The sequence below is a fragment of the Microbulbifer jejuensis genome (genome assembly GCF_047289955.1).
Classification (GTDB): domain Bacteria; phylum Pseudomonadota; class Gammaproteobacteria; order Pseudomonadales; family Cellvibrionaceae; genus Microbulbifer.
Genome location: NZ_JBLBUB010000012.1, coordinates 98,241 through 119,570, shown reverse-complemented (window position 1 = coordinate 119,570; position 21,330 = coordinate 98,241). Strand labels below are relative to the sequence as shown.

The 21,330-nt window shown below is 54.7% G+C and carries 17 protein-coding genes and 1 other RNA gene; 7 read left to right on the top strand and 11 right to left on the bottom strand.

Going from position 1 to position 21,330, the window contains the following annotated elements:
- Positions 1-65 precede the first annotated feature (65 nt).
- Positions 66-530, top strand: a complete 465-nt coding sequence (locus ACL7TT_RS09635; RefSeq protein ID WP_413395004.1) for an Mpo1 family 2-hydroxy fatty acid dioxygenase — start codon at positions 66-68, stop codon at positions 528-530.
- Positions 531-629: 99 nt separating this feature from the next.
- Here the strand turns inward: ACL7TT_RS09635 and ACL7TT_RS09630 are convergent, their stop codons facing one another.
- Complete coding sequence (locus ACL7TT_RS09630) at positions 630-1,115, bottom strand: Lrp/AsnC ligand binding domain-containing protein (RefSeq protein ID WP_299947290.1); 486 nt, start codon at positions 1,113-1,115, stop codon at positions 630-632.
- Between the two features lie 196 nt (positions 1,116-1,311).
- On the opposite strand from ACL7TT_RS09630, the gene ald reads away from it, so the two are divergent.
- Entirely contained in the window at positions 1,312-2,457 is a 1,146-nt protein-coding gene (gene ald / locus ACL7TT_RS09625; RefSeq protein ID WP_413395002.1) for an alanine dehydrogenase, read from the top strand.
- A gap of 276 nt (positions 2,458-2,733) precedes the next feature.
- Here ald and ACL7TT_RS09620 read toward each other — a convergent pair whose 3' ends face one another.
- From ACL7TT_RS09620 to ACL7TT_RS09610, 3 genes are all read right to left on the bottom strand, one after another.
- Positions 2,734-4,086, bottom strand: coding sequence for a substrate-binding domain-containing protein (locus ACL7TT_RS09620; RefSeq protein ID WP_413395000.1), 1,353 nt, complete (start codon positions 4,084-4,086; stop codon positions 2,734-2,736).
- 188 nt (positions 4,087-4,274) lie between these two features.
- A complete protein-coding gene (locus tag ACL7TT_RS09615; RefSeq protein WP_413394998.1) occupies positions 4,275-4,991 on the bottom strand; it encodes a 16S rRNA (uracil(1498)-N(3))-methyltransferase in 717 nt (238 codons plus the stop codon).
- Between the two features lie 56 nt (positions 4,992-5,047).
- A complete protein-coding gene (locus tag ACL7TT_RS09610) occupies positions 5,048-5,890 on the bottom strand; it encodes a 6-carboxytetrahydropterin synthase (RefSeq protein ID WP_413394996.1) in 843 nt (280 codons plus the stop codon).
- A 127-nt stretch (positions 5,891-6,017) separates the two neighbouring features.
- On the opposite strand from ACL7TT_RS09610, the gene ffs reads away from it, so the two are divergent.
- Together ffs and ACL7TT_RS09600 are read left to right on the top strand one after the other, a co-directional pair.
- Positions 6,018-6,115: signal recognition particle sRNA small type (gene ffs, locus ACL7TT_RS09605), an RNA gene on the top strand.
- Between the two features lie 238 nt (positions 6,116-6,353).
- On the top strand, positions 6,354-8,255 hold the full coding sequence (locus ACL7TT_RS09600) for a M2 family metallopeptidase (RefSeq protein WP_413394994.1): 1,902 nt from the start codon (positions 6,354-6,356) through the stop codon (positions 8,253-8,255).
- Between the two features lie 116 nt (positions 8,256-8,371).
- Here the strand turns inward: ACL7TT_RS09600 and ACL7TT_RS09595 are convergent, their stop codons facing one another.
- From ACL7TT_RS09595 to purM, 5 genes are all read right to left on the bottom strand, one after another.
- On the bottom strand, positions 8,372-9,172 hold the full coding sequence (locus ACL7TT_RS09595) for a type IV pili methyl-accepting chemotaxis transducer N-terminal domain-containing protein (protein ID WP_413394992.1): 801 nt from the start codon (positions 9,170-9,172) through the stop codon (positions 8,372-8,374).
- Between the two features lie 442 nt (positions 9,173-9,614).
- Positions 9,615-11,018, bottom strand: a complete 1,404-nt coding sequence (locus ACL7TT_RS09590) for an OmpP1/FadL family transporter (RefSeq protein WP_413394990.1) — start codon at positions 11,016-11,018, stop codon at positions 9,615-9,617.
- Between the two features lie 241 nt (positions 11,019-11,259).
- Positions 11,260-11,982 carry a DUF3108 domain-containing protein gene (locus ACL7TT_RS09585; protein ID WP_413394989.1) on the bottom strand — a complete coding sequence of 241 codons (723 nt, stop codon included), beginning with the start codon at positions 11,980-11,982 and terminating at the stop codon, positions 11,260-11,262.
- An 83-nt stretch (positions 11,983-12,065) separates the two neighbouring features.
- Entirely contained in the window at positions 12,066-12,719 is a 654-nt protein-coding gene (purN, locus tag ACL7TT_RS09580) for a phosphoribosylglycinamide formyltransferase (protein ID WP_413394987.1), read from the bottom strand.
- Entirely contained in the window at positions 12,719-13,780 is a 1,062-nt protein-coding gene (gene purM, locus ACL7TT_RS09575) for a phosphoribosylformylglycinamidine cyclo-ligase (RefSeq protein ID WP_413394985.1), read from the bottom strand. Before purM ends, purN begins: the two co-directional genes overlap by 1 nt.
- A gap of 276 nt (positions 13,781-14,056) precedes the next feature.
- Here purM and ACL7TT_RS09570 point away from each other — a divergent pair, with 276 nt between their 5' ends.
- From ACL7TT_RS09570 to ACL7TT_RS09560, 3 genes are all read left to right on the top strand, one after another.
- Positions 14,057-15,154 (top strand): DUF2066 domain-containing protein, encoded by a 1,098-nt coding sequence (locus tag ACL7TT_RS09570; protein WP_413394983.1) that lies wholly within the window; start codon positions 14,057-14,059, stop codon positions 15,152-15,154.
- A 1-nt stretch (position 15,155) separates the two neighbouring features.
- Positions 15,156-15,869, top strand: a complete 714-nt coding sequence (gene hda / locus ACL7TT_RS09565; RefSeq protein WP_413394982.1) for a DnaA regulatory inactivator Hda — start codon at positions 15,156-15,158, stop codon at positions 15,867-15,869.
- A 236-nt stretch (positions 15,870-16,105) separates the two neighbouring features.
- Entirely contained in the window at positions 16,106-17,041 is a 936-nt protein-coding gene (locus ACL7TT_RS09560) for a universal stress protein (RefSeq protein ID WP_299947317.1), read from the top strand.
- 206 nt (positions 17,042-17,247) lie between these two features.
- Here ACL7TT_RS09560 and ACL7TT_RS09555 read toward each other — a convergent pair whose 3' ends face one another.
- Both ACL7TT_RS09555 and ACL7TT_RS09550 read right to left on the bottom strand, forming a co-directional pair.
- Positions 17,248-18,285, bottom strand: a complete 1,038-nt coding sequence (locus tag ACL7TT_RS09555; RefSeq protein WP_413394980.1) for an alkane 1-monooxygenase — start codon at positions 18,283-18,285, stop codon at positions 17,248-17,250.
- Positions 18,286-19,232: 947 nt separating this feature from the next.
- Positions 19,233-21,116 (bottom strand): DUF885 domain-containing protein, encoded by a 1,884-nt coding sequence (locus ACL7TT_RS09550; RefSeq protein WP_413394978.1) that lies wholly within the window; start codon positions 21,114-21,116, stop codon positions 19,233-19,235.
- Between the last annotated feature and the right edge of the window lie 214 nt (positions 21,117-21,330).

The window sequence follows — 21,330 nt, the reverse complement described above, 5'->3', positions numbered from 1 at the left end:
GGGATAGGGTCAAAGTGTCGAGGGTGATCAATAGCCCGGCAGTAGAATAAGGACAAGAGGTTGTCATGCGCAGTGTGCAGCAATGGTTTGCCGAATACGGTGAGAGCCACCAGAATCCCGTCAACAAATCCATACACTGGTTTGCGGTACCGGTGATTTACGCAGCGATTACGGGTCTCTTGTGGGCCATTCCGCAACCGCAATTTATGATGGCGATTCCCTGGCTGAACTGGGCCGTTGTAGCCACAGTGCTGGTGTTGCTGTTTTATGTCGCCCTGTCTTTTCCTATTGCGCTGGGCATGACGGCGCTTACGGTTGTCTGCCTGTGGGCCTGGTCTTTGCTGCAGCGTTTGGGTATTTCCGTCTGGCAGACAGCCTTGGGTCTGTTTGTGGTGATGTGGATCTTTCAGTTTATCGGCCATGCTATCGAAGGGAAAAAACCAGCCTTTTTTAAGGATCTCCAATTTTTGCTGATCGGGCCGGCCTGGATTATTGCGTTTATTTATCGAAAACTTGGCATTCGCTACTGACGCCCGCCCTCCATAAAAAAGAGGCAGCCTGGTCTCAGGGCAGGCCCAAGGCCATCGCCTATATCCGCAAACTCTTTGCAGGCTTCGGGAGCCTTTACATCAGCGATTGTAGTGTACCGGCACTTCCAGAGTCTCCTTGACCTCCTCCATTACGACATAGCTGGTGCATTCCTGAACCTCTGGCAAAGTCAGCAGGGTCTCGCCATAAAATTTGCGATAGGCGCTCATATCTGCCACACGGGCCTTGATCAGGTAGTCGAAGTTACCCGAAACCAGATAGCACTCCTGCACCTCCGGCAGTGCAGCCACAGCGTTGCGAAATTCCTCGAAGGCATCCTGGGCAGAGCGGTTGAGGCGGATTTGTACGAAAACCACCAGTGCCGCATCCAGAAACTCCGGGTTGATCAGGGCAGTGTATCCCTGAATGACGCCATCGCTTTCCAGCCGCCTGACCCGTTCAACACAGGGTGTGGCCGTCAACCCCACCTGGCGGGCCAGTTCTGCGTAGCTGGTGCGGCCGTTTTTCTGCAGAACCCGCAGGATATTGCGGTCCACGGTATTGAGTTCTCCAGCGCGTTTGCGCATGCCTCTGCCTCCCTCCTGGGTGATCAGCTTAAAAACTGAGCTCTTCTTCAAGACTATTAGTGGATTCTATTATTTTTTAAAAAAAAACAACAGAAATCCACTTCATGGGTGGCTCTATACTGGGTTAAACATAGGAATAAGGTGCCCCTTTTGCAATGTTGCAGAGCGTGTACCAGAGAGAGTGAGGAGCAGAAAAATGCTGATTGGCGTGCCGAAAGAAATTAAGAACCATGAATACCGCATTGGCCTGACGCCAGCGAGTGCGCGCGAACTGGTTGGTCACGGCCACCGGGTTATTGTACAGAAGGGCGGCGGCGCTGCGATCGGTTTTACCGATGCAATGTACCTGCAGGTTGGAGCCGAAATCCTCGATACTGCGGAGGAAATTTTTGCCACTGCCGATATGATCGTCAAGGTCAAAGAGCCGCAGCCCAATGAGTGCGAGATGCTGCGTCCGGGTCAGTTACTCTACACCTACCTGCACCTGGCACCCGACCCCAAGCAAACCGAATTGCTGGTGAAGTCCGGTGCTACCTGTATCGCTTACGAAACGGTCACCGACCGCTTCGGCGGCCTGCCGTTGCTGGCACCTATGTCCGAAGTTGCCGGGCGTATGTCCGTGCAGTGTGGCGCCCACCACCTGGAGAAAGCACAGGGTGGCCTCGGAGTGCTGTTGGGCGGTGTACCCGGTGTGGCTCCTGCCAGAGTCCTGATTATCGGAGGCGGGGTTGTAGGGACCAACGCGGCCAAAATGGCGCTGGGCTTGGGCGCTGATGTCACTATTTTGGATCGCTCCCTGCCCCGCCTGCGCCAGCTGGATGATATCTTTGGTGGTGCTGTGCGCACTGAGTACTCCACCAGCGATGCTATTGAACAACATGCTCTGGAAGCAGACCTGGTGGTGGGTGCGGTCCTCATCCCGGGAGCTGCAGCGCCCAAATTGTTGACACGCGATATGATCAGCCGCATGAAGAAAGGCGCAGTCGTCGTGGATGTGGCCATTGACCAGGGCGGCTGCTTCGAGACCTCCAAGGCGACCACCCATCAGGAGCCCACTTACGTGGTGGATGGTGTCGTGCATTACTGTGTGGCGAATATGCCCGGCGGCGTAGCGCGTACCTCTACCATGGCGCTGAATAACGCCACGTTGCCTTTTGCGGTGGCGCTGGCCAACAAGGGTGCAAAACAGGCGCTGCTGGACGATGTCAACCTGATGGAAGGTTTGAACGTGCACGCTGGCATGGTGACCTACAAAGCGGTTGCCGATGTACTGGGCTACGAGTATGTAGATCCGAAACTGGCTCTGCAAAAAATGGCCCAGAGACAAGAAGCTGTCGCCTGATCAATTTGCGGCTGCCTTGCAGCCGCCTTTTGAACAACAGGGCAGTAACGCGCCTGTTAGTATTGTGCGGGTGTTTTCCCCGGAGCGCTTTTACGGCGTTCCTCTCTGTGAGACCTGATGGCTCTACGGCCATCGATTGATAGCCGCGTTTTTACGCGGCTTTTTTTGTAATGGGGTTGAAGCGTTGGTTTTTACTGTCCTGGGTGATTGATTCAAGTCAGCCAGGTTGTGTTGCCGGGGATTTTCTTTTTGCCCGGGGAGCCCCCCAGTGAATGGTTAAAGCAGCCAAACTTCCACCCTGCGGTTTTTGATTTTTGCCTTGGATTTATTTGAGACGACAGGTAGGTAGGCACCAAACCCCTGTACCGGTGCTGTGTTGATCCGGTGGTGGTGAAGTGCGGAGCGAACTGTTACCGCACGAAGTTTAGACAATACAACAGAGCGCTCTGCACTGGCCTTCTCATCCCCAAAACCGATCAACAATAATTGGCGATCCCGGTTTTGCGGCTTTTGCATATACTCCATCAGCCTCTGGATATCCTGTTGTGCTTTATTGTCCAGGGTGGCGCTACCCTTTGCAAAGCGGAAGTTGACACTCAGGCGCTCGGCTTTTTGGGTCAATGCAAGATAATTCTCAGGGCCTTCCCGCGTGCTTGTGGGTTTGATGCTGATAGGGGTTTGGGAGATAAAACCGGTGGTTTTTACTTGCTCCTGGCCCGCCTCGCTCTGCACAAAGTGCAGAAACTCCTCTGCTGTCGGTTTAAGGGAATAGGCCGGAGTGTACAGGAACAGGCGGCGTGAAAGGGGGTAGTCTTCGGTTGCGATGGTGAGATGCTGTGGGGCTTGGGGCTGGGTGTCCTGATCGGAAACAGCGATGGCTCTGGCGTGGCGAATCGATGCCAACCCGACAAATCCGATACCGGTTAGGTCGGCGGCAACCCTGTCGGAGAGCTGGTCGTTGGATTCGAATCGTTCGGCGTTTTCAATCAGGCTGTAACCCTTACCAAATACCAGGGATTTAAACGTGTCCCAGGTGCCGGACTGGTTGTCACGGGCGTAAACTTTGATGTGGCCGCGGTGCCCACCGACTTGAGACCAATTGGTAATCTCACCGGAGAAAACCGCTGCAATTTGCTGCAAGGTCAGGTGTTTCACTGGATTGTCCGGATGCACAATAATGGCAATGCCATCAATGGCAATAACATGTTCTGCACGCTTGCTGCGCATATCCCCAAGCCGGCTTAATGATACCAATTCCGAGGCCTTGATTGGCCGGGAGGCCATGGCGATGTCTGCTTGTGACTGTTCAAGCCCTTTGAAACCGGTGCTGGAACCGTGCGCAGCAATATCAATAAAAACTTTCTGGTTTCCAAGATCCGCCTGAATACGTAGCTCGTTGATTGTGCTGAGCGGCGTGGAACGGATGTTTCGTGCACCTTTTGCGGCAAGATAGTCGCGAATCAGATTGGGTGCCAGTTGAGCCCCAATGGTGTTGGAGCCGTGCAGGGTAAATAAGAGACCGGTGGTGTTTGGGCCGAAAGCAGGGGATTCCGTTGAGGCTGCGGAGGTCAGCGTCAGCCCGAATGACAGTATCAATGTGCGGCACAACCGGTGAAGGAGCAGGTACATAACAGTTTGACCTTAAGGCAGTAAAACGAGGGCGAAAAGTATGTCCTTTTTGTGACAAAATGATGAAATGTTGATTGTTGGTATGTCAAAAAGTGCAGCGGAAATCCTCCTGGAAGGGGATTGAATAACGCGTGTTTCTCTTGGCGGCAATTCTGCGCCCAATCCGGGGAAAGAAAAGTCAGCAGAATTTAGCGGGCGGGAAACAGCCGGCTCACCAGTACGGGCAGCACCGTTTCCACTTTGAGAATACGCGGCCCCAAATGCACGGAGTGAAAGCCGGCCTCCTGTAGTTTTTGCACTTCATAGGGGATAAAGCCGCCCTCGGGGCCAATTGCCAGGGTGGTTGTTTCATCGATATCAATAGGGCACTGCGCACCACCTACCGGGTGGGCAAGCAATTTTCGTGAGCCGGCTGTCAGTTCGGGCAGTTCATCCTCGACAAAGGGCTTGAAGCGTTTGCGCAGAATAATATCCGGCATTCGGGTATCAATAGCCTGTTCCAGCCCCAGAAGGCATTGTTTGTGAATCTTGTCCCGCTCGAGGCAGGGCGTTTGCCAATAAGACTTCTCCACGCGGTAGCTATTGAGCAGGATCACCTTTTTCACACCCAGCGCTGTGACATGCTGAATAACACGCTTTAGCATCTTAGGGCGCGGTAACGCCAAAACCAAAGTCAGGGGCAGGGCAGGGGGAGGGGGGTGTTGTAATTCCACCTTGAGTTCCACACGCTGGTCGGTGAGCGCGGTGATTGTCCCAAAGCCGATATCGCCATTTAATAGCCCAACGCGCAGCTGCTGGCCGGGCTCGGCCTTGTGTACCCGGATAATATGTTCCAGCCTGCGACCGATCAGGCGAACAAGTCCGGCGCTGATGAAATCCGTTTCCTGTAAAACAATCAGGTTCAAAATCGGGTAGCCTCGACTTGTTGCAGGCAATCACTTCGGATATGCGATAGCACAGCTTATTGTTGTGCAGAGGCAATGGCCCCTTTGCCCAGTCCCTCGTAAGCGCGCACAGTAATTTCTTGGCCCGGTAATTCCCCGGCCAGGGTATTGGCAATATATTGGGCCAGTTGTTCGACGGTAGTATCGCAGTCAATGACCACACAACAGCGCGAGGGAAGCGCCAGGGTGAAGCGCCCCTGTTGCGCCTGATAGGCAAAACGTAAGGTTTTTGGGTCTTCCCCCTGTAAATCCTCGCGCGTGCCCAGATAGATATCCCGCCAGCGTTGCGCCCATTGTTGTTCCAGTTCTCGGCTGCGTTGGCCCTCGACAAAAACCTGGATACGGGAGCGGTGGCCGTGGGCGATGCGCTGGCAGTTGCCAAGATGTTTTTTCAGTCCGTGACTGTAATGGTAAAAGGCCCCCTCGATTGTCTCGCTATCGAAGGAGAGCTTCAACTGATCGACATGGGTCGGGAAGGCGCCCGCCAGTTGCCGAACACTCCAGTTTGCAACCGCCTGTGGGTGAATGCTTTCTGTTTCCACCAGGGCAAAAGCCTGTTCCGGGCCGGACACCGAAATTTGCTCTCCGCTGGCCAGTGGCCAAATGAGTGATATCTGGCCACCGTGGTTTGCCAGCTCCAAGTCGGGGGACAGGGTGGGCACCAGGAGGCGGTGGTCGAGCTGGTCATCGAGCCAGTGACGAAGGGTTTTTTTGACAATACCAAAATCACACACCATACCCTGGCTGTCGAGAGCGCCATCCAAGGTGGTATTTGCCAGCCAGGTTTCCCCCACTAGGCCGCGCTGCCGGTCCAGGTAGCTGAAATCAATATTGGTTAAATTGTCGACAAACAGGTGCATATATCACTCTTTGCATGGGCGGGATGGTCAGCGAGTATTATAACCTGCTGATGGGGCTGGAACTCGTGCCTTTATCCCTCTATAATCGCGCCCTCCTCGGGAGCACCGAGGATCGTTGTGGCGGCCCCTCCGGTCCCTTCGCAATGAGAAACTGCGAACCCCGCCAGGCCCGGAAGGGAGCAACGGTAGCAGTGACATCATGTGCCGAAGGTGTTGCTGGTCGGGCTGCCTCCATTCCGCTTTTTCCCCATTTTCCGCTCTATCCAGCCGCCTGCAGGCAGCGATTCCCCGTATTTTGGAGTTGTGCGCCAGACAAACGTATTTTCCCCCGGAAATAGCACAAAAAAACGTATTTTGTGTCGATCTGGGCTCAACACCGGCGTTCCCATCGAAGAAAACGGATTCCTTGTGCTATAAACGGCGACAGTTTTCACACGACAAATAATGATGATGTGAGGGGAAGATGAAAAAAGTTGCTTTTGCTATTGCGGCTGCAGTAGCGCTCGCTGCCTGTGACGGAAGCCAAAGGGCTTCGGAATCTGTTGAAGGAACACAGGTCATGGCGGAGCGACCGGCGGCAGAGGCTAATACGGCTGCACTCACTGCCAAAGATGCCATGATTTTTCTCGAGGATGCCCAGGCCCGCCTGGAAAAGATGGCGGAAGAGGTGAGCCATGCCGCCTGGCTGGCCTCAACCTATATCAATGTGGATTCCCAGTATGTGGAAGCCCTGGCCTCCGAGCGCTACACAACTCTGGCTGTGGCACTGGCTTCAGAGGCCGCGAAATTTAATCAGCTTGATTTGGATCCGGATACGCGCCGCAAACTCACCCTGCTGAAGCAGGGGTTGGTGTTCCCGGCCCCTAAAGATCCTGAACTGACCGCTGAGCTTGCCCAGATTGGTTCAAAAATGCAGGGGATGTACGGTGCCGGTAAATACTGCCGGGATGCTGAGGGCGTGGAGAAATGCTATACCCTGACGGAAATGGGACGGATGATGGCGACGAACCGCGAGCCGGAGCTGCTGAAGGACCTGTGGGTTGGGTGGCGCAAGGTGTCGCCTCCCATGAAACCTCTGTATGAACGGCAGGTTGAGATTGGCAATGCGGGAGCCCGGGAACTGGGTTACAACAATTTGAGTGATTTCTGGCGTTCCAAGTACGATATGGAGCCCGATGCCTTTGCCGCTGATATGGATGCCCAGTGGAATAAGGTAAAACCTCTGTATGAAGCCCTCCACTGTCATGTGCGCGCCAAACTGAACGAGCACTACGGCGATGCGGTAGTGCCGTCACAGGGCAAGATTCCGGCACACCTGCTCGGAAATATGTGGGCGCAGGAATGGGGCAATGTCTATGACCTGGTCAAAGATGAGGATATGCAGGCACCCTATGATCTGACCCAACTGGTAGTCGACGCCGGGATGAGTGAACGGGATATGGTCAAGGCGGGTGAAGAGTTCTTTACTTCCCTGGGCTTTGAGCCACTACCGGAAACCTTTTGGCAGCGCTCACAGTTTATCCAGCCCCGTGACCGGGATGTTGTTTGTCACGCCAGTGCATGGAATATGGATGGCCAGGACGATATCCGTATCAAGATGTGCATCAACAAGACCGGCGAAGACCTGGTGACGATTCACCACGAACTGGGGCACAATTTTTACCAGCGCATCTACAAGGACCAGCCTTTCCTCTACAAAGAGGGCGCCAATGACGGCTTCCATGAAGCCGTGGGCGATACCATTGCGCTGTCGATTACCCCGAAGTACCTCAAGGAAATTGGCCTGATGGACGAGGTGCCGGATGAAAGTAAGGATCTCGGCTATTTGATGCAGCAGGCACTGGATAAGATTGCCTTCCTTCCGTTTGGCCTGATGGTGGACAAGTGGCGCTGGCAGGTATTCAACGGAGAGGTGCAGCCTTCGGATTACAACAAGGCCTGGTGGAAGCTGCGGGAGGAATACCAGGGTATCGAAGCCCCGGTCGAGCGCTCGGAAGTGAACTTTGATCCGGGTGCCAAGTATCATATACCGGGCAATACGCCCTATGCGCGCTATTTCCTCGCTCGTATCCAGCAGTTCCAGTTCCACCGTGCGCTGTGCGAAGCTGCCGGTGAGACCGGACCGCTGCACCGCTGTTCCATTTATAAAAACGATGAGGCGGGTAAAAAGTTGCGCGCCATGCTGGCCATGGGTGCCAGCAAACCCTGGCCGGATGCTATGGAAGCTCTGACAGGACAGCGCGACCTGGATGCCTCTGCGATTATCGATTACTTCCAGCCTTTGATGGCCTATCTGGAGACGCAGAACCAGGGGCGCCAGTGTGGTTGGGAGCCGGCAGCGGAGCTTGGAAGCGCTGGCCAATAAGTTTGTGCATTGGGCAATCCAACAGGTCATACACTGATTGGATTGATGCGGGCGAACTCAGCCCGCTGTATTCTTGATTTGTGCCGGATCGCGCCGGCACTTTATTGAATTGCCTATCAATGGACTGAGCCCAAGTTTTCAATAGCCCCTTCTGAATCCAACAGTGCTGCATACTGTTTAGTGATGATATTCATATTGCGCAACATCAGGTCTGTGGTGCCTGTGATCACATGAAGTTGGCGCTTCTCGGATATCTGCATTTCCCCTGTGAAGCCGCGGTTTGCATAGTTGAGGTGGTCCAAGGCTTTGCGAAGGTTGCGGTTGATCTCAGGGGTATTCAGGGGGCTGTCCAGAAGTTGGTTCAGTCGGTGTGTGTATTCCGCCAGATCCCGTTGCAAGCCGATTTCGGCATCGCCCGGGGAGATTCCCCAGCGTTTTGCCGCGTAGTTCTTGGCAATGCGCTGGGACAGCATACGCTGGCGCCCGGCAATATTGATCAGTTCAGCGCTATTGTGGTTGGCGAGCCGTTCCAGCTTTACCACGTAGGTGTGGGCGGCCGACAGGAGCCTGTTGCTGAGCCTGAATAATTCAGTTGCCGTGCCCCTGCTGGCCGGTTGCCGGGTAATGCGTTCAAATGCTTTCCACTCTTGCTGTACTTTGAGCAACTGAGGGCTGAGTTTCCCGGCTTTGGGGAAGGCTGACAGCTTTCTATGGTTTTGTTCAAACTCCTGTATTGATCGCTTGAAGACTTTTTCATGGCGCTGTATCCCGGGCTGGATACCCTGCAGGATGTAGGTTTGCGCAATACGCTGGGACAGCATTCGCTGGCGGCCAGCCAGATTAATGGCTTCCCCCATGCTGAAGGCAGAGACTTCCAGGCTTAAAATAAACAAGGTGAATATTGCGGGCAGCTTCATGGTCTTACTCTTGTAGTTTTGCGCGTGCGCTATTCTTTACCCGGCAACCCAACAGCTATGGCGTAGTCTGTTTGATTGTCGCTCCAGCAATACTGCGGCCACTGCCTGGAGTGATCGGTATTGCAGCGGTTTGCCTCGGTCCCATCCAGTGTCGTATTCCTCCGGCAACCATTTTACTGTGGTGCTCAATACTCGAAACGAGCGCTGTATGTATAGCAAATTCTGCCCGATCTTTATCTAGCCCGTTTTCCCCGTATTGGCACTTTGGGGGTATTGACGGGCACGGTTTTTTGCCTGATGAACGCCAAAGGTATTGAGTCGGCTTCCCTGGTATTCTGCCTTATGGGTTTGTTGATGCGTCCAGGCGTTTGTGGTTGTACTCCCAATAAAAAAGGCCCCACCCCCGGCTAGGGTAGAGCCCTGTTTTGGTTAAATCCAGGCGTTAGAAATGGTAGTTGAGGGATACCCCATACAACCAGGCTTCGGTCTTGGTGGTATTGCCGTCGAAGTAGGTTGGAACCGGAACGGGCGCGAATTCCTGTATTCTCTCATCGTCGCCCCAAAGGTAGGCCACGCCGCCATCAATGCTCAGTTTTTCGCTGACATTGTAGGTGGCGCCCAATGTCAGCCACTGGCGGTCAGTATCCGGAATGCCCAGTATGCGCTGGGTAATCGACAGCTCCAAGCCGCCGTTATCCGCGGCGATCATTTCCGTTTCCTCGCGGTTGAAGCCGTCGCGCGCCGCGCTCTCATCATAGGCGTAACCGGCGCGCAAAGTCAGCTTGTCATTGTAAAAGTACTCCCCGCCAATACTGTAGCGGGAGCCGCTCTCGAAGTTCAGTTCTCCGACGAGCAGGGGGTTGAATCGCTCATCGGCACTGGGGATAAATGCCTCCAGGCGCTGGAGGTCGTCCCAGTCGGCCCACATATAGCCCAGTGCGATGGCCCACTTGTTATTAAAGCGGTGGTAGAAACCCAGTTCCAGCGTATCCGGCAAGTCGAGGCTCAGGTTGCCATTGGCATCGTCAAACGGATCTAGTGGGCTTGGCAGCAAGTCGGAATTTACATCCCCCTTGAGTTTGGGGTCGTATTCTGCATGGTAGGAAATGCCTGCGCGGGTATTCTCGCTGATGCGCCACAGCGCACCCACAGTCCAGCTGACATCCCAGTCGTCGCCCTCGATATTGAGGATGGAAGCTCCGGAGAGGTCGGTACCCAAAATGGGATCCAACGCGAAATTTGTGGGTACAGTGGTTCTCAGTCTGGCATCGGCATAGAGAAAGTTAACGGATGCACCAATGCTCAAGGTGTTATTGATATCGTAGGCAACAGACGGCTGGATATTGACCGTAATCAGTCTGGTCTTGTTGGCAATTGGAGTGCCACGAAAACTGTTGGGTAAATCGGTTTCCAGGCCGAAGTCGGTGTACAGGGCCAGGCCAAAGGACCACTCGTCGTTGATGGGGGCCGCCAGGTAGCCATTGGGGACCCAGGCGGTAGTGGCGTAGTCGTTGGCGCGCGCCCGCTCGCTATTCTCCAGAAAAATGGTATTGCCATCCGGACCTACCCCAAGCGGTACAAAATAGGTGACATCGCCGGCCACATCGATCTCGGGGTCCACGAAGGTGGCGCCGATGGAAAACGTATAGGTGTCAAACAGCGCAGAGCCCGCGGGGTTGCGGCCGAGAATCGCGGCGTTGTCGCCGATGGTATTCTCGCCGGCAAAGGCGCGCCCGAGGCCTGAGGTACTGGTTTCCGAGATATAAAAGGCCGCAGCCATAGCGCCTTGGGATACGGAGCTGATTGCCGCGGCGAGTACTGCGTGTGGTAGGTATTTCTTGTTCATGGAAGCCATCTCTAAGTCTGCTGATTACTGAAAACCATAAACGGTATTCAAACGAATGCCGAGGTATGGAGGAAGGCAATTAGACTTATGCAAGTGCCTTCCTTCTTTCTGAACAGGTGCCTTACCTGAAATTTCAGCAATATAAAGTCATATAAGTCAGGAAAGGGACCACTTTTATAAAGAGAAAGCAGGCAAAAATCCATCAAATACGAAGAGTTTTTTTGCTTTCCAGACCGGTGATTCAATTTTGGCTTGCTGTGACTTTTTTTCCATCAATGGATAATTTGGTCAGGCTGATTTGATACCTTTTGCCATTTTCTTCTCTCTGAACAAGTTTCACCAAAGCATAGTTCCAGCGGGGGGCGAACCACACGGTGGTCTCTCTTGCAGAATCGGCATTTCGAACCCGCCGTACCTTGATGACCTCAATTTCCCCAAGTGGCGTCACCAGGGTTTCAGTGCCCTCCCGGGCGAAGGTGTACTTGCGCACTTTCTTGCCGTCAGCAATTTCATATTGGAGGGTTTCCTTGCCTGCGGCGATATCCAGCGCCAACTGCAATTGGTAGCTCACCTTGTCGAGGATATGGGGTGATACACCCTTCAAATCCCGCTCCGGGTTTGAAACATTGAGCACCATGCCTTTACTGGGCTCAAAGTTCAGTATGGTGCCGCGATCCCGGCCCAGCCCGGTTCTGCGGTATTCGTAATGGTAGGGGATAATCTGGTCGTCGCGGCGGGTAAAGCGGGAATATTCATTGATATGGGCAAACAGGGTGTTGGTATCAAAATCCAGGCGCCAGTTGTCGTCCTGGCCTGTAAGCTTTCGGGTAGCCGTGACGCTGATACCGTTAAAGCGCGCGGTGTAAGTTGCTTTAAAGGGTTCCAGTTGGTTGGCCAGGGATGGGCCGGAAAGCAGAAGAAGAAACAGGGAGGAAACGAAAAAACGCACGGTGAAGCTCCGCAAAAACTGACTCTTGTTGAATATTAGTCGGCGGGGCTGGCAAAGTACATGAAAGGGCGTTTGCCCCGACAGCGAATGCGCCGGGTTTAACCGGTAAGCCGAATACCGCTGTGCGGTAGCAGTGTATCGTCAAGCAGGGCGCGCTCGCCACGCATATGCAGACGATGCTCCGCGAACCAAGTGACAGCCAACGGATAAATCGCATGTTCTTGCACCTGGACCCGGCTCGCCAGGGTTTCCGGTGTGTCTCCAGCCTGTACAGGAACCGTGGCCTGAACGATGGGCGGCCCGCCGTCGAGCTCTTCGGTGACAAAATGGACAGTGGCGCCGTGCTCGCTGTCGCCGGCCTGCAGAGCCCGACGGTGGGTGTGTAGCCCCTGATATTTTGGCAGCAGAGAGGGGTGAATATTGAGCAGTCGGCCCCTGTAATGGCGCACAAATTCCGGCGTCAGTATGCGCATAAAGCCGGCCAGCACAACCAGGTCCGGGCTTTGGCGGTCGATCGCTTCAATCAGTGCGCGGTCAAAGGCTTCCCTGCTGGAAAAGTCGTGATGATCCACCACCGAGGTGGGGACGCCGGCTTCGGCGGCACGGGCCAGACCATAGGCTTCCGGCCTGTTGCTGATAACCTTACAGACGGAAAATGGTGCTTCGGTTTTGTTTGAGGCTGTCAGCAGCGCCTGCAGATTACTGCCGCTGCCGGAGATCAACACCGCGACTTTGCAGTTTTTTCCGGACATTACAGGCCCGCCAGCGCAACAGTTTCAGTGTTTCCGGCGGCATCTTCAATACCCCCCACGACAAAGGCATCCTCACCCAATCCCTTGAGGGTTGCGAGTGCGTTGTCGGCCTGCACTGCCGGTACGCAGATCACCATACCGATGCCGCAGTTGAAGGTGCGGTACATTTCGCGGGCGTCGATGTTGCCGGTATTCTGTAACCAGCGGAAGACCGCCGGCATCTCCCGCTTGCCGATATCCACACGGGCGCGACAACCCGTGGGTAGAACGCGCGGCAGGTTTTCCAGCAGACCGCCACCGGTAATATGACAAAGGGCGTTGACCTGGCAGTTTTTTATCAGTTGCAGCAGGCTCTTGACATAAATGCGGGTAGGGGCCATCAGTGCATTGGCCAGGGTGATACCGCCGATATCCTCCTGCAGATTGGCGCTGCGTACTTCGAGTACTTTGCGAATCAGGGAGTAACCATTGGAGTGGGGACCGCTGGAGGCGAGGCCAATCAGCACATCGCCAGTGTTCACTTTGCTCCCGTCGATGATTTCAGATTTCTCCACAACCCCTGTGCAGAATCCGGCCAAGTCGTAGTCGTCACCTTGGTACATTCCCGGCATCTCGGCGGTTTCCCCGCCCACCAGAGCGCAGCCCGCCAGTTCGCAGCCTTTACCAATGCCGGAGACCACCTCGGCGGCAATATCCACATTAAGCTTGCCGGTGGCGAAATAATCGAGGAAGAACAGCGGTTCGGCACCGGCAACGACCAGATCGTTGACGCACATCGCCACCAGGTCGATACCGATAGTGTTGTGAATGCCCAGGTCCATCGCCAAACGCAGCTTTGTCCCCACGCCATCGGTACCGGAAACCAACACCGGCTCCTTATAGCCGGCAGGCAGCGCACACAGGGCGCCAAATCCGCCCAGGCTGCCCATCACTTCAGGGCGGGAAGTGCGCTTGGCGACACGCCGGATACGCTCAACAAGTGCGCTACCTGCGTCAATATCAACACCGGCATCCTTATAAGAGAGCGGGGTCTGTGTGGATCGCGACTTGGAATTACTCATGACTCTTCCTGCGGTGGGGCCTCGGAGGGCGCGTATTCTAGCTGGGTCTCGGTCTGGTAGCTACGCCCAGGTGGTATCTGGGTGCATGATCCCGGGCTTTTGTCCCTAAAGAACCTGTTGAAACCTTCTCATTGTGCGCACTCGGGGCTGAGAGAAACGGATGACGCTGATACAATAGCCTCAATTTTTACCCCCTCCGTGTATTTTGGTGTCTTGCCCAACACGAATGGCTTTGTGCAAGCGCGCGGGGTGGGGCGAGGTTTGGAGAGAAATTCTATGCACAAGCTGCTCCAGCAGGGGTTGGTAATGCAGTTGTCGGCACTGTTGCTCGGCGTTTTCATCCTGCCAGTCCAGGCTCGGGTTATCTCGGATCTGTACGAAGTGGTAGAGGCTGTGCCGAGTCGCGGTAGCACCGATCTCGCCTTGGCTGGCGGTCGGGGTCTTGAGCGGGTCTTTGTGCGGGTTACCGGGGATGCCGCCATCGGCAACAATCCCAATTTGCAGCCGGTCCTGCAGAAGGCTCAGCAGTTTGTACAGGGTTACCATTACACCAGCGAAGACAACCAGCTCTATCTTCACCTTTCCTTCGACCCCCAGGCGGTCTCCAGGCAAGTCCATCAGTTGGGTCTGCCCATGTGGCCCAACAACCGGCCGGGCACGCTGGTTTGGCTGGCGGTGGATACGCTGTTGGATGGGCGCAGTGTGTTGCGTGAAGAGGATGTGCCGGAACTGTTCTCCGTGCTGGAGGCCATGGCCATTGAGCGCGGCGTGCCGCTGGACTTTCCTGTTATGGACCTCAACGACCAGCGCAATATGCCGCTGGGTGCGCTTTGGGCACAGGATGAACGGGCCGCCGAGCGGGCTGGCCTGCGCTATAGCCCCGATGCCACTTTGATGGGGCGTATACTGCAGTCGTCGGGGCACCGCTGGCAGGCCGATTGGCTACTGGTACACGGCGGCCGCAGTTACGCCTTCGACAGCAGTGGTGGCTCTATGGAAGAAACCGCGCTGCGCGGCATCAACCAGATGGCCAATGCACTGGCCCGGCGCTATGCAGTGCGCCCCCAAGGGCGGGATGCTCAAACGGGGGCCATGATTGTCGAGTTGGCTGGTGTGGACAGCTTTGCCGACTATGTGGAGGCTTTGGCCTACCTGCGGGGGTTGGCGCAGGTGAGCAGCACGAGCCTGCTCTCTGTTGAGGGGGATCGGATGCGCATCGCTTTGTCCGTTTCAGTGGGATTGTCCAATCTGCGCGATACACTGGCTTTGAATCACAAACTGCGTGCGCCTGCGGATGGGGATACCATTGACCTGAACGGGTATCGTGCACCTCTGGGTAGTGCAGATAATCCGCTGCGGTACCGCTGGGATTAATATGCGTATTCCGCAACAGCTACCGCTGGGTGTATCCCTGCAAGATGATGCCACTTTCGAAAATTTCTATCTGTCTGAATCGGACCCCAACAGTCAGGTAGTGGCCCTGCTGCAATCTTTTGCCAGCGGGGAAAACCCCGAACTGGTGGTTTATATCTGGGGGGAGACCGGCAGTGGTGTGAGCCATCTGTTGCAGTCCGTCTGCCAAAGCGCAGAGAACAATGGCCGCAGCTTCCAATACCTGCCGCTGGCCGACTTGACGGCGATGGACCCAGTGCTAATGCTGGACGGACTGGAACAACTGGATCTGGTGTGTATCGATGACCTGCACCTTCTGGAAAGCCAGCCGCAGTGGCAAACGGCAATGTTTCACTTGTACAACCGCACCAAGGATAGTGGCAGACAACTGCTGCTGGGGGGGCGCAAGCCCCCCCGCGGGTTGAATATCGCTCTGGCGGATTTGCAGTCGCGATTACAGTGGTCTCTGCTGTTCCAGCTAAGACCCATGAATGACAACGATAAAATTGCCGCTCTGTGCAGGCGCAGCCGTCTGCGTGGTTTTGAACTCCCTGAGGATGTAGCCCAGTATATTCTCCACCGCGCACCCAGAGATACACGTGCGCTGTTTTTGCTGCTGGAGCAGCTAGACAGGGCTTCTTTGATGGCTCAGCGCAAGGTCACCATCCCCTTTGTTAAACAGGTGTTGGATATCTAGCATTTTGTCCACCCCGCACCGGTCACTTTTTCGCTGACCGGTAGTGTGCTTCTCCGGTTTTTCGATTCTTCCCTACGGGCTTTCGCCGGTCTTCATGCAGTTCCCGGCTGACCCTGCCGGTGCTTTTTGCTTTGAAATACCTCCCGGCCACAATATCAAGTTGTGGCGGCAGAAGGGTTCGTGCGGTGGGTGCCGCTTGCCTTTACTCCCAAAGTCCATAGCTTCAGGACCTTGTTATGCAGAATGTTCATAAAATTCTCTATGTGAGCCACGCTGCCGACGATGAAAGTAGCGGCTTGTTGCAGGCATTTGGCATCGCGCGCAATACCGGCGCTGTCATAAAGGTACTCCTTGTCTGCCCATCGGTGCCAGCGGGTTTTGAGGAGTTTAGTGCGCTCTGTGTGGAAGCCCTGCTGAAACGGGTCAGGAGCGAAATCGAATCGGCCCAGAAGCGCATGAACCTGAACGAGGATCAGGTCAAACTGGAGATGGAGTCCGATTGCGGCCCCCGCCCGGCTGAGCGGGTGATCCACAGGGTTTTGTCAGGCGGGTATGACCTTGTGGTCAAGAATGTGGAGGGGCGCAACCAGAAGACGGGGTTCAAGGCCATCGATATGGAGTTGCTGCGCAAGTGCCCCTGCCCGGTGTGGTTGTGCCGTCCGATAATACGTACCCATAAAGAAATAAGAGTGGCAGTAGCGGTAGATCCCGAGTGTGAGGCGGCCGGAACCTACGATCTGGCTATTCGCCTGTTGCGCTGGGCGCGCATGCTGGCGGATAGCTGCAGTGGTACCCTGCATATTATTTCTTGTTGGGATTTTGACGTCGATGAGTATTTGCGCCGCAACTTCCCGCTAAATGCAACCGAGGAAGAACTGGACGAGGCCACTGAAGCGGCCCGCTCCCGGCACCACTCGAAACTGGATGTGTTGATACGGGCATCCAGCATTGGTGGGGATATGCAGGTACACCATGTCATTGCCCATCCGGATAATTATATTCCACTGCTTATCGACGAAGAGTCCCTTGACCTTCTGGTGATGGGCACTGTGGGGCGTGCGGGGATTCCCGGTTTTATCATGGGTAACACTGCAGAGAATATTCTGCAGAAAGTCAGCTGCTCACTGCTCGCTTTAAAGCCCAGTGACTTCGTTTCCCCGATTAAAGAGTAAACAGTGGGCAGACACGGTTGCCCGGTGCTTTGTCCATGGTACAGCAGGCGGGCCCTGGGTAGGTAAAAGAGGGCGAAATTTGAAAATGGGGAATAATATAAATGATTAAAAAATAGCGAAAAGGCATGATGGGTTGCGCGCAAATTTTTCAGTCTTGGATTTAGCGCTTTGTGACTTTGTTGTGGCAATTTCGACACCCATGTCTCTTAACTGCCCAGAGCTGCCAGCCGCGGGTGCATGATCCTAAACCACAGCGCAGGGATACCAGCCAGCAGCATCATACCGGGGTAGCCCGTGGGCATCTGGGGACTGCCCTTATGGTGTCGAAGAACAGGGTACTTGCGACTGGCGCGGAAGTGGTGGTCCGAGTGGCGCGATAGTTCGAACAGGCTCAGCCGGCCAAGGATGTGGTTTGAATTCCAGGAGTGTGCCGGCATAACCCGCTCGTATCGGCCGTCAGATGCTTGTCGGCGGCTGAGACCATAATGTTCGATGTAATTGACCGTTTCCAATAAAAGAATACCCAGCAGTGCCGCGAGGACAAAACAAACTGCGGTTTTAGCGCCAAAAAGCCAGCCGATCGAGGCAATGAGCGCAACTTGGATAAGTTGAAATTGCAGCATTTGGTTGGCGGTGCTGCACCAGGACCTGCCGCGCTTGGCCAGCCGCTGTGCTTCAAGCCGCCAGGCGGAAACATATCCCTGTCCGATTGAGCGCAGCCAAAAGCCGTAGAGCGTTTCGCCATAGCGTGCACTGGCGGGATCCTGTGGTGTGGCTACACGCCGGTGATGCCCACGATTGTGTTCGATGTAGAAATGCATGTTGAGGGAAGTGAGCAGCAGCAGTTTTGCCAAAGTTTGCTCGAAGCGACTCGTTCTATGGCCCAGCTCATGACCGATATTAATGCCGAAGGATCCGCACATCAGCCCCATGCTGAGGGTTGCCCCTGCAAGAGCCCAGGCTTGCAGCGAGGGCACCAGCACCAGGAAGTAGAGAAGAACTCCATACTGGACCGGGACAGACAAATACAGCATCCAGTTGAACAATGGATTGGAGAGTGCTGTTTGCTCCTGCTCCGGTCCCAGGTTGGCGGTCGGTGCGGGTGTGGCGAGTTCCAGTAGTGGCAGCAGTCCGTAAAGATAGAGAAGGGGTAAAAACAGCCAGAAGCCTTCCTGCCAGAACCCCAGTAGTACCAGTACCGGCAATATATAGGCGAAACTGTATCGCAATGGGTGCAAACGCATGACCACACCTCCGGCAGGCGCACAGCGCCTATTTAATTCGATTTTTTACTATTTTTATCACCGCAATTCCTGTGAAACCCCAGGCACACCAAATGCGGGGACAGCAGGCGTTGGGCTGAGTATATCACCACTGCAGTGGCATTTAGCGATTGACCTAATGGTCACGGGATAGTTTCACTTCTTGTTTGCCCGACGCCCTTGCAATGCCGGCAGAGCGCTTGAATCAACCCAAGGAGCTGCATAGGAGCACCAAAAAAGCACCCGGCCACTCGATATTGCCCACTGCAACTTCAGAACCCAAAATGTGAATTCAGTGAGGCGAAATTAAAGTCTGGATTGGGGTATTGCTGTAGGGATTTTTACATTTACCAGCTATGCAAGGTCCGAATTTGGGGGTGTTTTATGCGAACTTTCACGATGTGCATGAGGCAAGAAACTGGAATTATTTATTGGTTACCCGGAAGGTTGGGCTCTGTACGCAGAGTGGGTTGCCAGGATGTCGGGCTTCCTGTCCTCCCTACGATGACCCGGGCCGCTTCTGTCTGAGATATTTATGCAGTGCGCCGGTTAGTTACCAGTTTGCACCGTAAGCATGCGAGGTGCGATGAGGCAATTAAGTGCAGGGTGGAGAAAACCGGTGGCAGAGGCCGAAATGGCCACGGAAATTTAAGTATTATTTGTTATACAGGGACAGGCACTGGGCAGTGTCTTTGAGCGATAGTACTGTGCCTCGGCAGTTCTGGAGTATCAGATCGGTGCATGGGTTGCCGTGCGGAAGGGTGAGTGCGGCGATCAACAGGTTATAAGCCTCAGGGGCAATGATCAGTTACCGGTCTATGCCGGTAAAAAAACAGGGTCGCCAGGAAGGGCGGCCCTGTTTATTGCAAAGTGGTTTCATGCTCTGAGTAAACAGCATTGCGAGTGATCGGCTGTTTATCGCCAGCCACTCACTGCTGGGCCTGGACCTCAGCCACCCAATCGTCAACCAGTTCTTCCAGTACATCCAGCGGTACTGCTCCGTTGGCCAAAATAGTGTCGTGGAAGGCGCGTACGTCGAATTTTTCCCCCAGGGCGGTTTTGGCTTTCTCGCGCAGCTCGACAATTTTCAGCATGCCGATTTTATAAGCGGTTGCCTGGCCCGGTAGGACAATATAGCGTTCAATCGCCTTAACCACATCCCCTTTGGGGTTGGGGGTGTTTTCCACCAGGTAATTGATGGCATCTTCACGGGTCCACTTTTTGCTGTGGATACCGGTGTCCACCACCAGGCGGCCAGCGCGCCACAACTCCATGGCCAGGCGGCCGAAGTCGGAGTAGGGGTCCTCGTAGAAGCCCAGCTCTTTCGGTACCAACTCGGAGTAGAGACCCCAGCCCTCGGTATAGGCAGTGTAACCACCGTATTTGCGGAACTTGGGAATATCCGGCAGTTCCTGGGCGATAGACAGCTGCATATGGTGTCCGGGAATACCCTCGTGGTAAGCCAGCGCCTCCATCTGGTAAGTGGGCATGTCTTCCATTTTATACAGGTTGGCGTAGTAGATACCGGGGCGCGAGCCATCCGGTGCAGGGCGCTGATAAAAGGCCTTGCCGGCGGACTGCTCGCGGAAAGGCTCCACCGCCCGGACGTCGAGGTCGGCCTTGGGCTTGGTGATAAATAGTTGGTCCAGCTTGCCCTTCATGGTATTGATAATGGCAGTGGCTTTTTTCAAGTATGCCGCTTTGCCCTCTTCACTGGTGGGGTAGTAGAACTGTTTATCGGTGCGCATGAATTCGAAAAATTCCTGCAGGGTGCCTTTAAAGCCCACCTTCTGCATGATCTCACGCATTTCTTCGTGGATACGTGCAACTTCCTTGAGACCAATCTGGTGGATCTCGCCGGCGCTCATGTCTGTTGTGGTGTAGACGCCCAGGCGAAAGTTGTAGAAATCCTCTCCATCCGCCAGTTTCCAGGCACCGTCATCGGTGGTAGCGCCTTTTTCAAGTTGCTGCAGATAGGCAATCAGCTTTTCGTAAGCCGGTTTTACACGGTTTTTAAGCGCGGCGGTGGCCTGATCTACCAAGGTTTTTTTCTGTTCAGCGGCAATATCCAATTTTTCCACTTTGCCCTTGAAATCGGCCAACAGCGGGCTGTCCGTATCGCCATCAAAGGGGGCGCCGCTGATCAGGTTCTTGGCATCACTGATGGCATAGGGGAAGGCGAATTTCGGCACAATAGTGCCGGCTTTTGCGTTCTCCCTCAGGTTTTCTTCCAACTGGGAAAAGTGCTGGGGCAGACCATTCAGGCGTGAGATGTAATCTCTTGCATCGCTTACGCTGTCAATGCGGTGCTGGCTGATCAACAGGGAGGCCACACTGGTGTGGGTGGCATACATCTGATTGACCGGATAACCGTGGTTGCGCCACTTGTAGCCCTCGATATCCTGCTCCAGGTTGCGCTTGGCCAGTCGCAGGCTCAGGCGGGTGGCGCTGTCCAGTTTTTCGGGGTCAATGGTATTCAACTCAGCCAGTTGGCGCTTGTTGATCGCCAGGGTTTCCTCTTCAAACTGCGGGGAGAGATCGTCCCACTTGTCGTAGTCCTCTTTCATGCCCAGAAAGGTTTTGAATTCCGGGCTGCGGGCCAGGTGTTCCTGAAAAAAGTCCTCGAACATCTGCTTGGTTTGTTTGATGGCCTCCTGGCTCACCTTGGCAGGGCTGTCAGTAGCAGATTGAGTGACTGTACTCTGCGCGGAAGTCATGGTGTTTTGCTCCGCAGCATTGTCGGCGCTGCGGTTACAGCCGCTGATAACCAGCGCGCTTATAGCGGCTGCGATCAGGGTGGGTTTCAATTTCATGAGCATGTTCCCGGGGTTCGGATAATTGTTGTAACTTTGTGCCACCAAAAGGACACGATTTAGAAATACTTTTCTGCACGATCCCCATTTCATGCAGGATGATCGCGCAGGTCAGTGGGTATTGTGCGCACTCGCGCAGCTTTTGGCCAGATACAACGTATTTGCGGATAAGGTTGGTTGTATGGAGGTGCAGGAATAAAAAAGCGGGCATTGT

What these genes read in the sequence shown, in the direction of transcription:
- ACL7TT_RS09635 (WP_413395004.1), top strand. Translation starts at nt 66, where the DNA reads ATGCGCAGTGTGCAGCAATGGTTTGCCGAATACGGTGAGAGCCACCAG.
- ACL7TT_RS09630 (WP_299947290.1), bottom strand. Translation starts at nt 1,115, where the DNA reads ATGCGCAAACGCGCTGGAGAACTCAATACCGTGGACCGCAATATCCTG.
- ald (WP_413395002.1), top strand. Translation starts at nt 1,312, where the DNA reads ATGCTGATTGGCGTGCCGAAAGAAATTAAGAACCATGAATACCGCATT.
- ACL7TT_RS09620 (WP_413395000.1), bottom strand. Translation starts at nt 4,086, where the DNA reads ATGTACCTGCTCCTTCACCGGTTGTGCCGCACATTGATACTGTCATTC.
- ACL7TT_RS09610 (WP_413394996.1), bottom strand. Translation starts at nt 5,890, where the DNA reads ATGCACCTGTTTGTCGACAATTTAACCAATATTGATTTCAGCTACCTG.
- ACL7TT_RS09600 (WP_413394994.1), top strand. Translation starts at nt 6,354, where the DNA reads ATGAAAAAAGTTGCTTTTGCTATTGCGGCTGCAGTAGCGCTCGCTGCC.
- ACL7TT_RS09595 (WP_413394992.1), bottom strand. Translation starts at nt 9,172, where the DNA reads ATGAAGCTGCCCGCAATATTCACCTTGTTTATTTTAAGCCTGGAAGTC.
- ACL7TT_RS09590 (WP_413394990.1), bottom strand. Translation starts at nt 11,018, where the DNA reads ATGAACAAGAAATACCTACCACACGCAGTACTCGCCGCGGCAATCAGC.
- purN (WP_413394987.1), bottom strand. Translation starts at nt 12,719, where the DNA reads ATGTCCGGAAAAAACTGCAAAGTCGCGGTGTTGATCTCCGGCAGCGGC.
- purM (WP_413394985.1), bottom strand. Translation starts at nt 13,780, where the DNA reads ATGAGTAATTCCAAGTCGCGATCCACACAGACCCCGCTCTCTTATAAG.
- ACL7TT_RS09570 (WP_413394983.1), top strand. Translation starts at nt 14,057, where the DNA reads ATGCACAAGCTGCTCCAGCAGGGGTTGGTAATGCAGTTGTCGGCACTG.
- hda (WP_413394982.1), top strand. Translation starts at nt 15,156, where the DNA reads ATGCGTATTCCGCAACAGCTACCGCTGGGTGTATCCCTGCAAGATGAT.
- ACL7TT_RS09560 (WP_299947317.1), top strand. Translation starts at nt 16,106, where the DNA reads ATGCAGAATGTTCATAAAATTCTCTATGTGAGCCACGCTGCCGACGAT.
- ACL7TT_RS09555 (WP_413394980.1), bottom strand. Translation starts at nt 18,285, where the DNA reads ATGCGTTTGCACCCATTGCGATACAGTTTCGCCTATATATTGCCGGTA.
- ACL7TT_RS09550 (WP_413394978.1), bottom strand. Translation starts at nt 21,116, where the DNA reads ATGAAATTGAAACCCACCCTGATCGCAGCCGCTATAAGCGCGCTGGTT.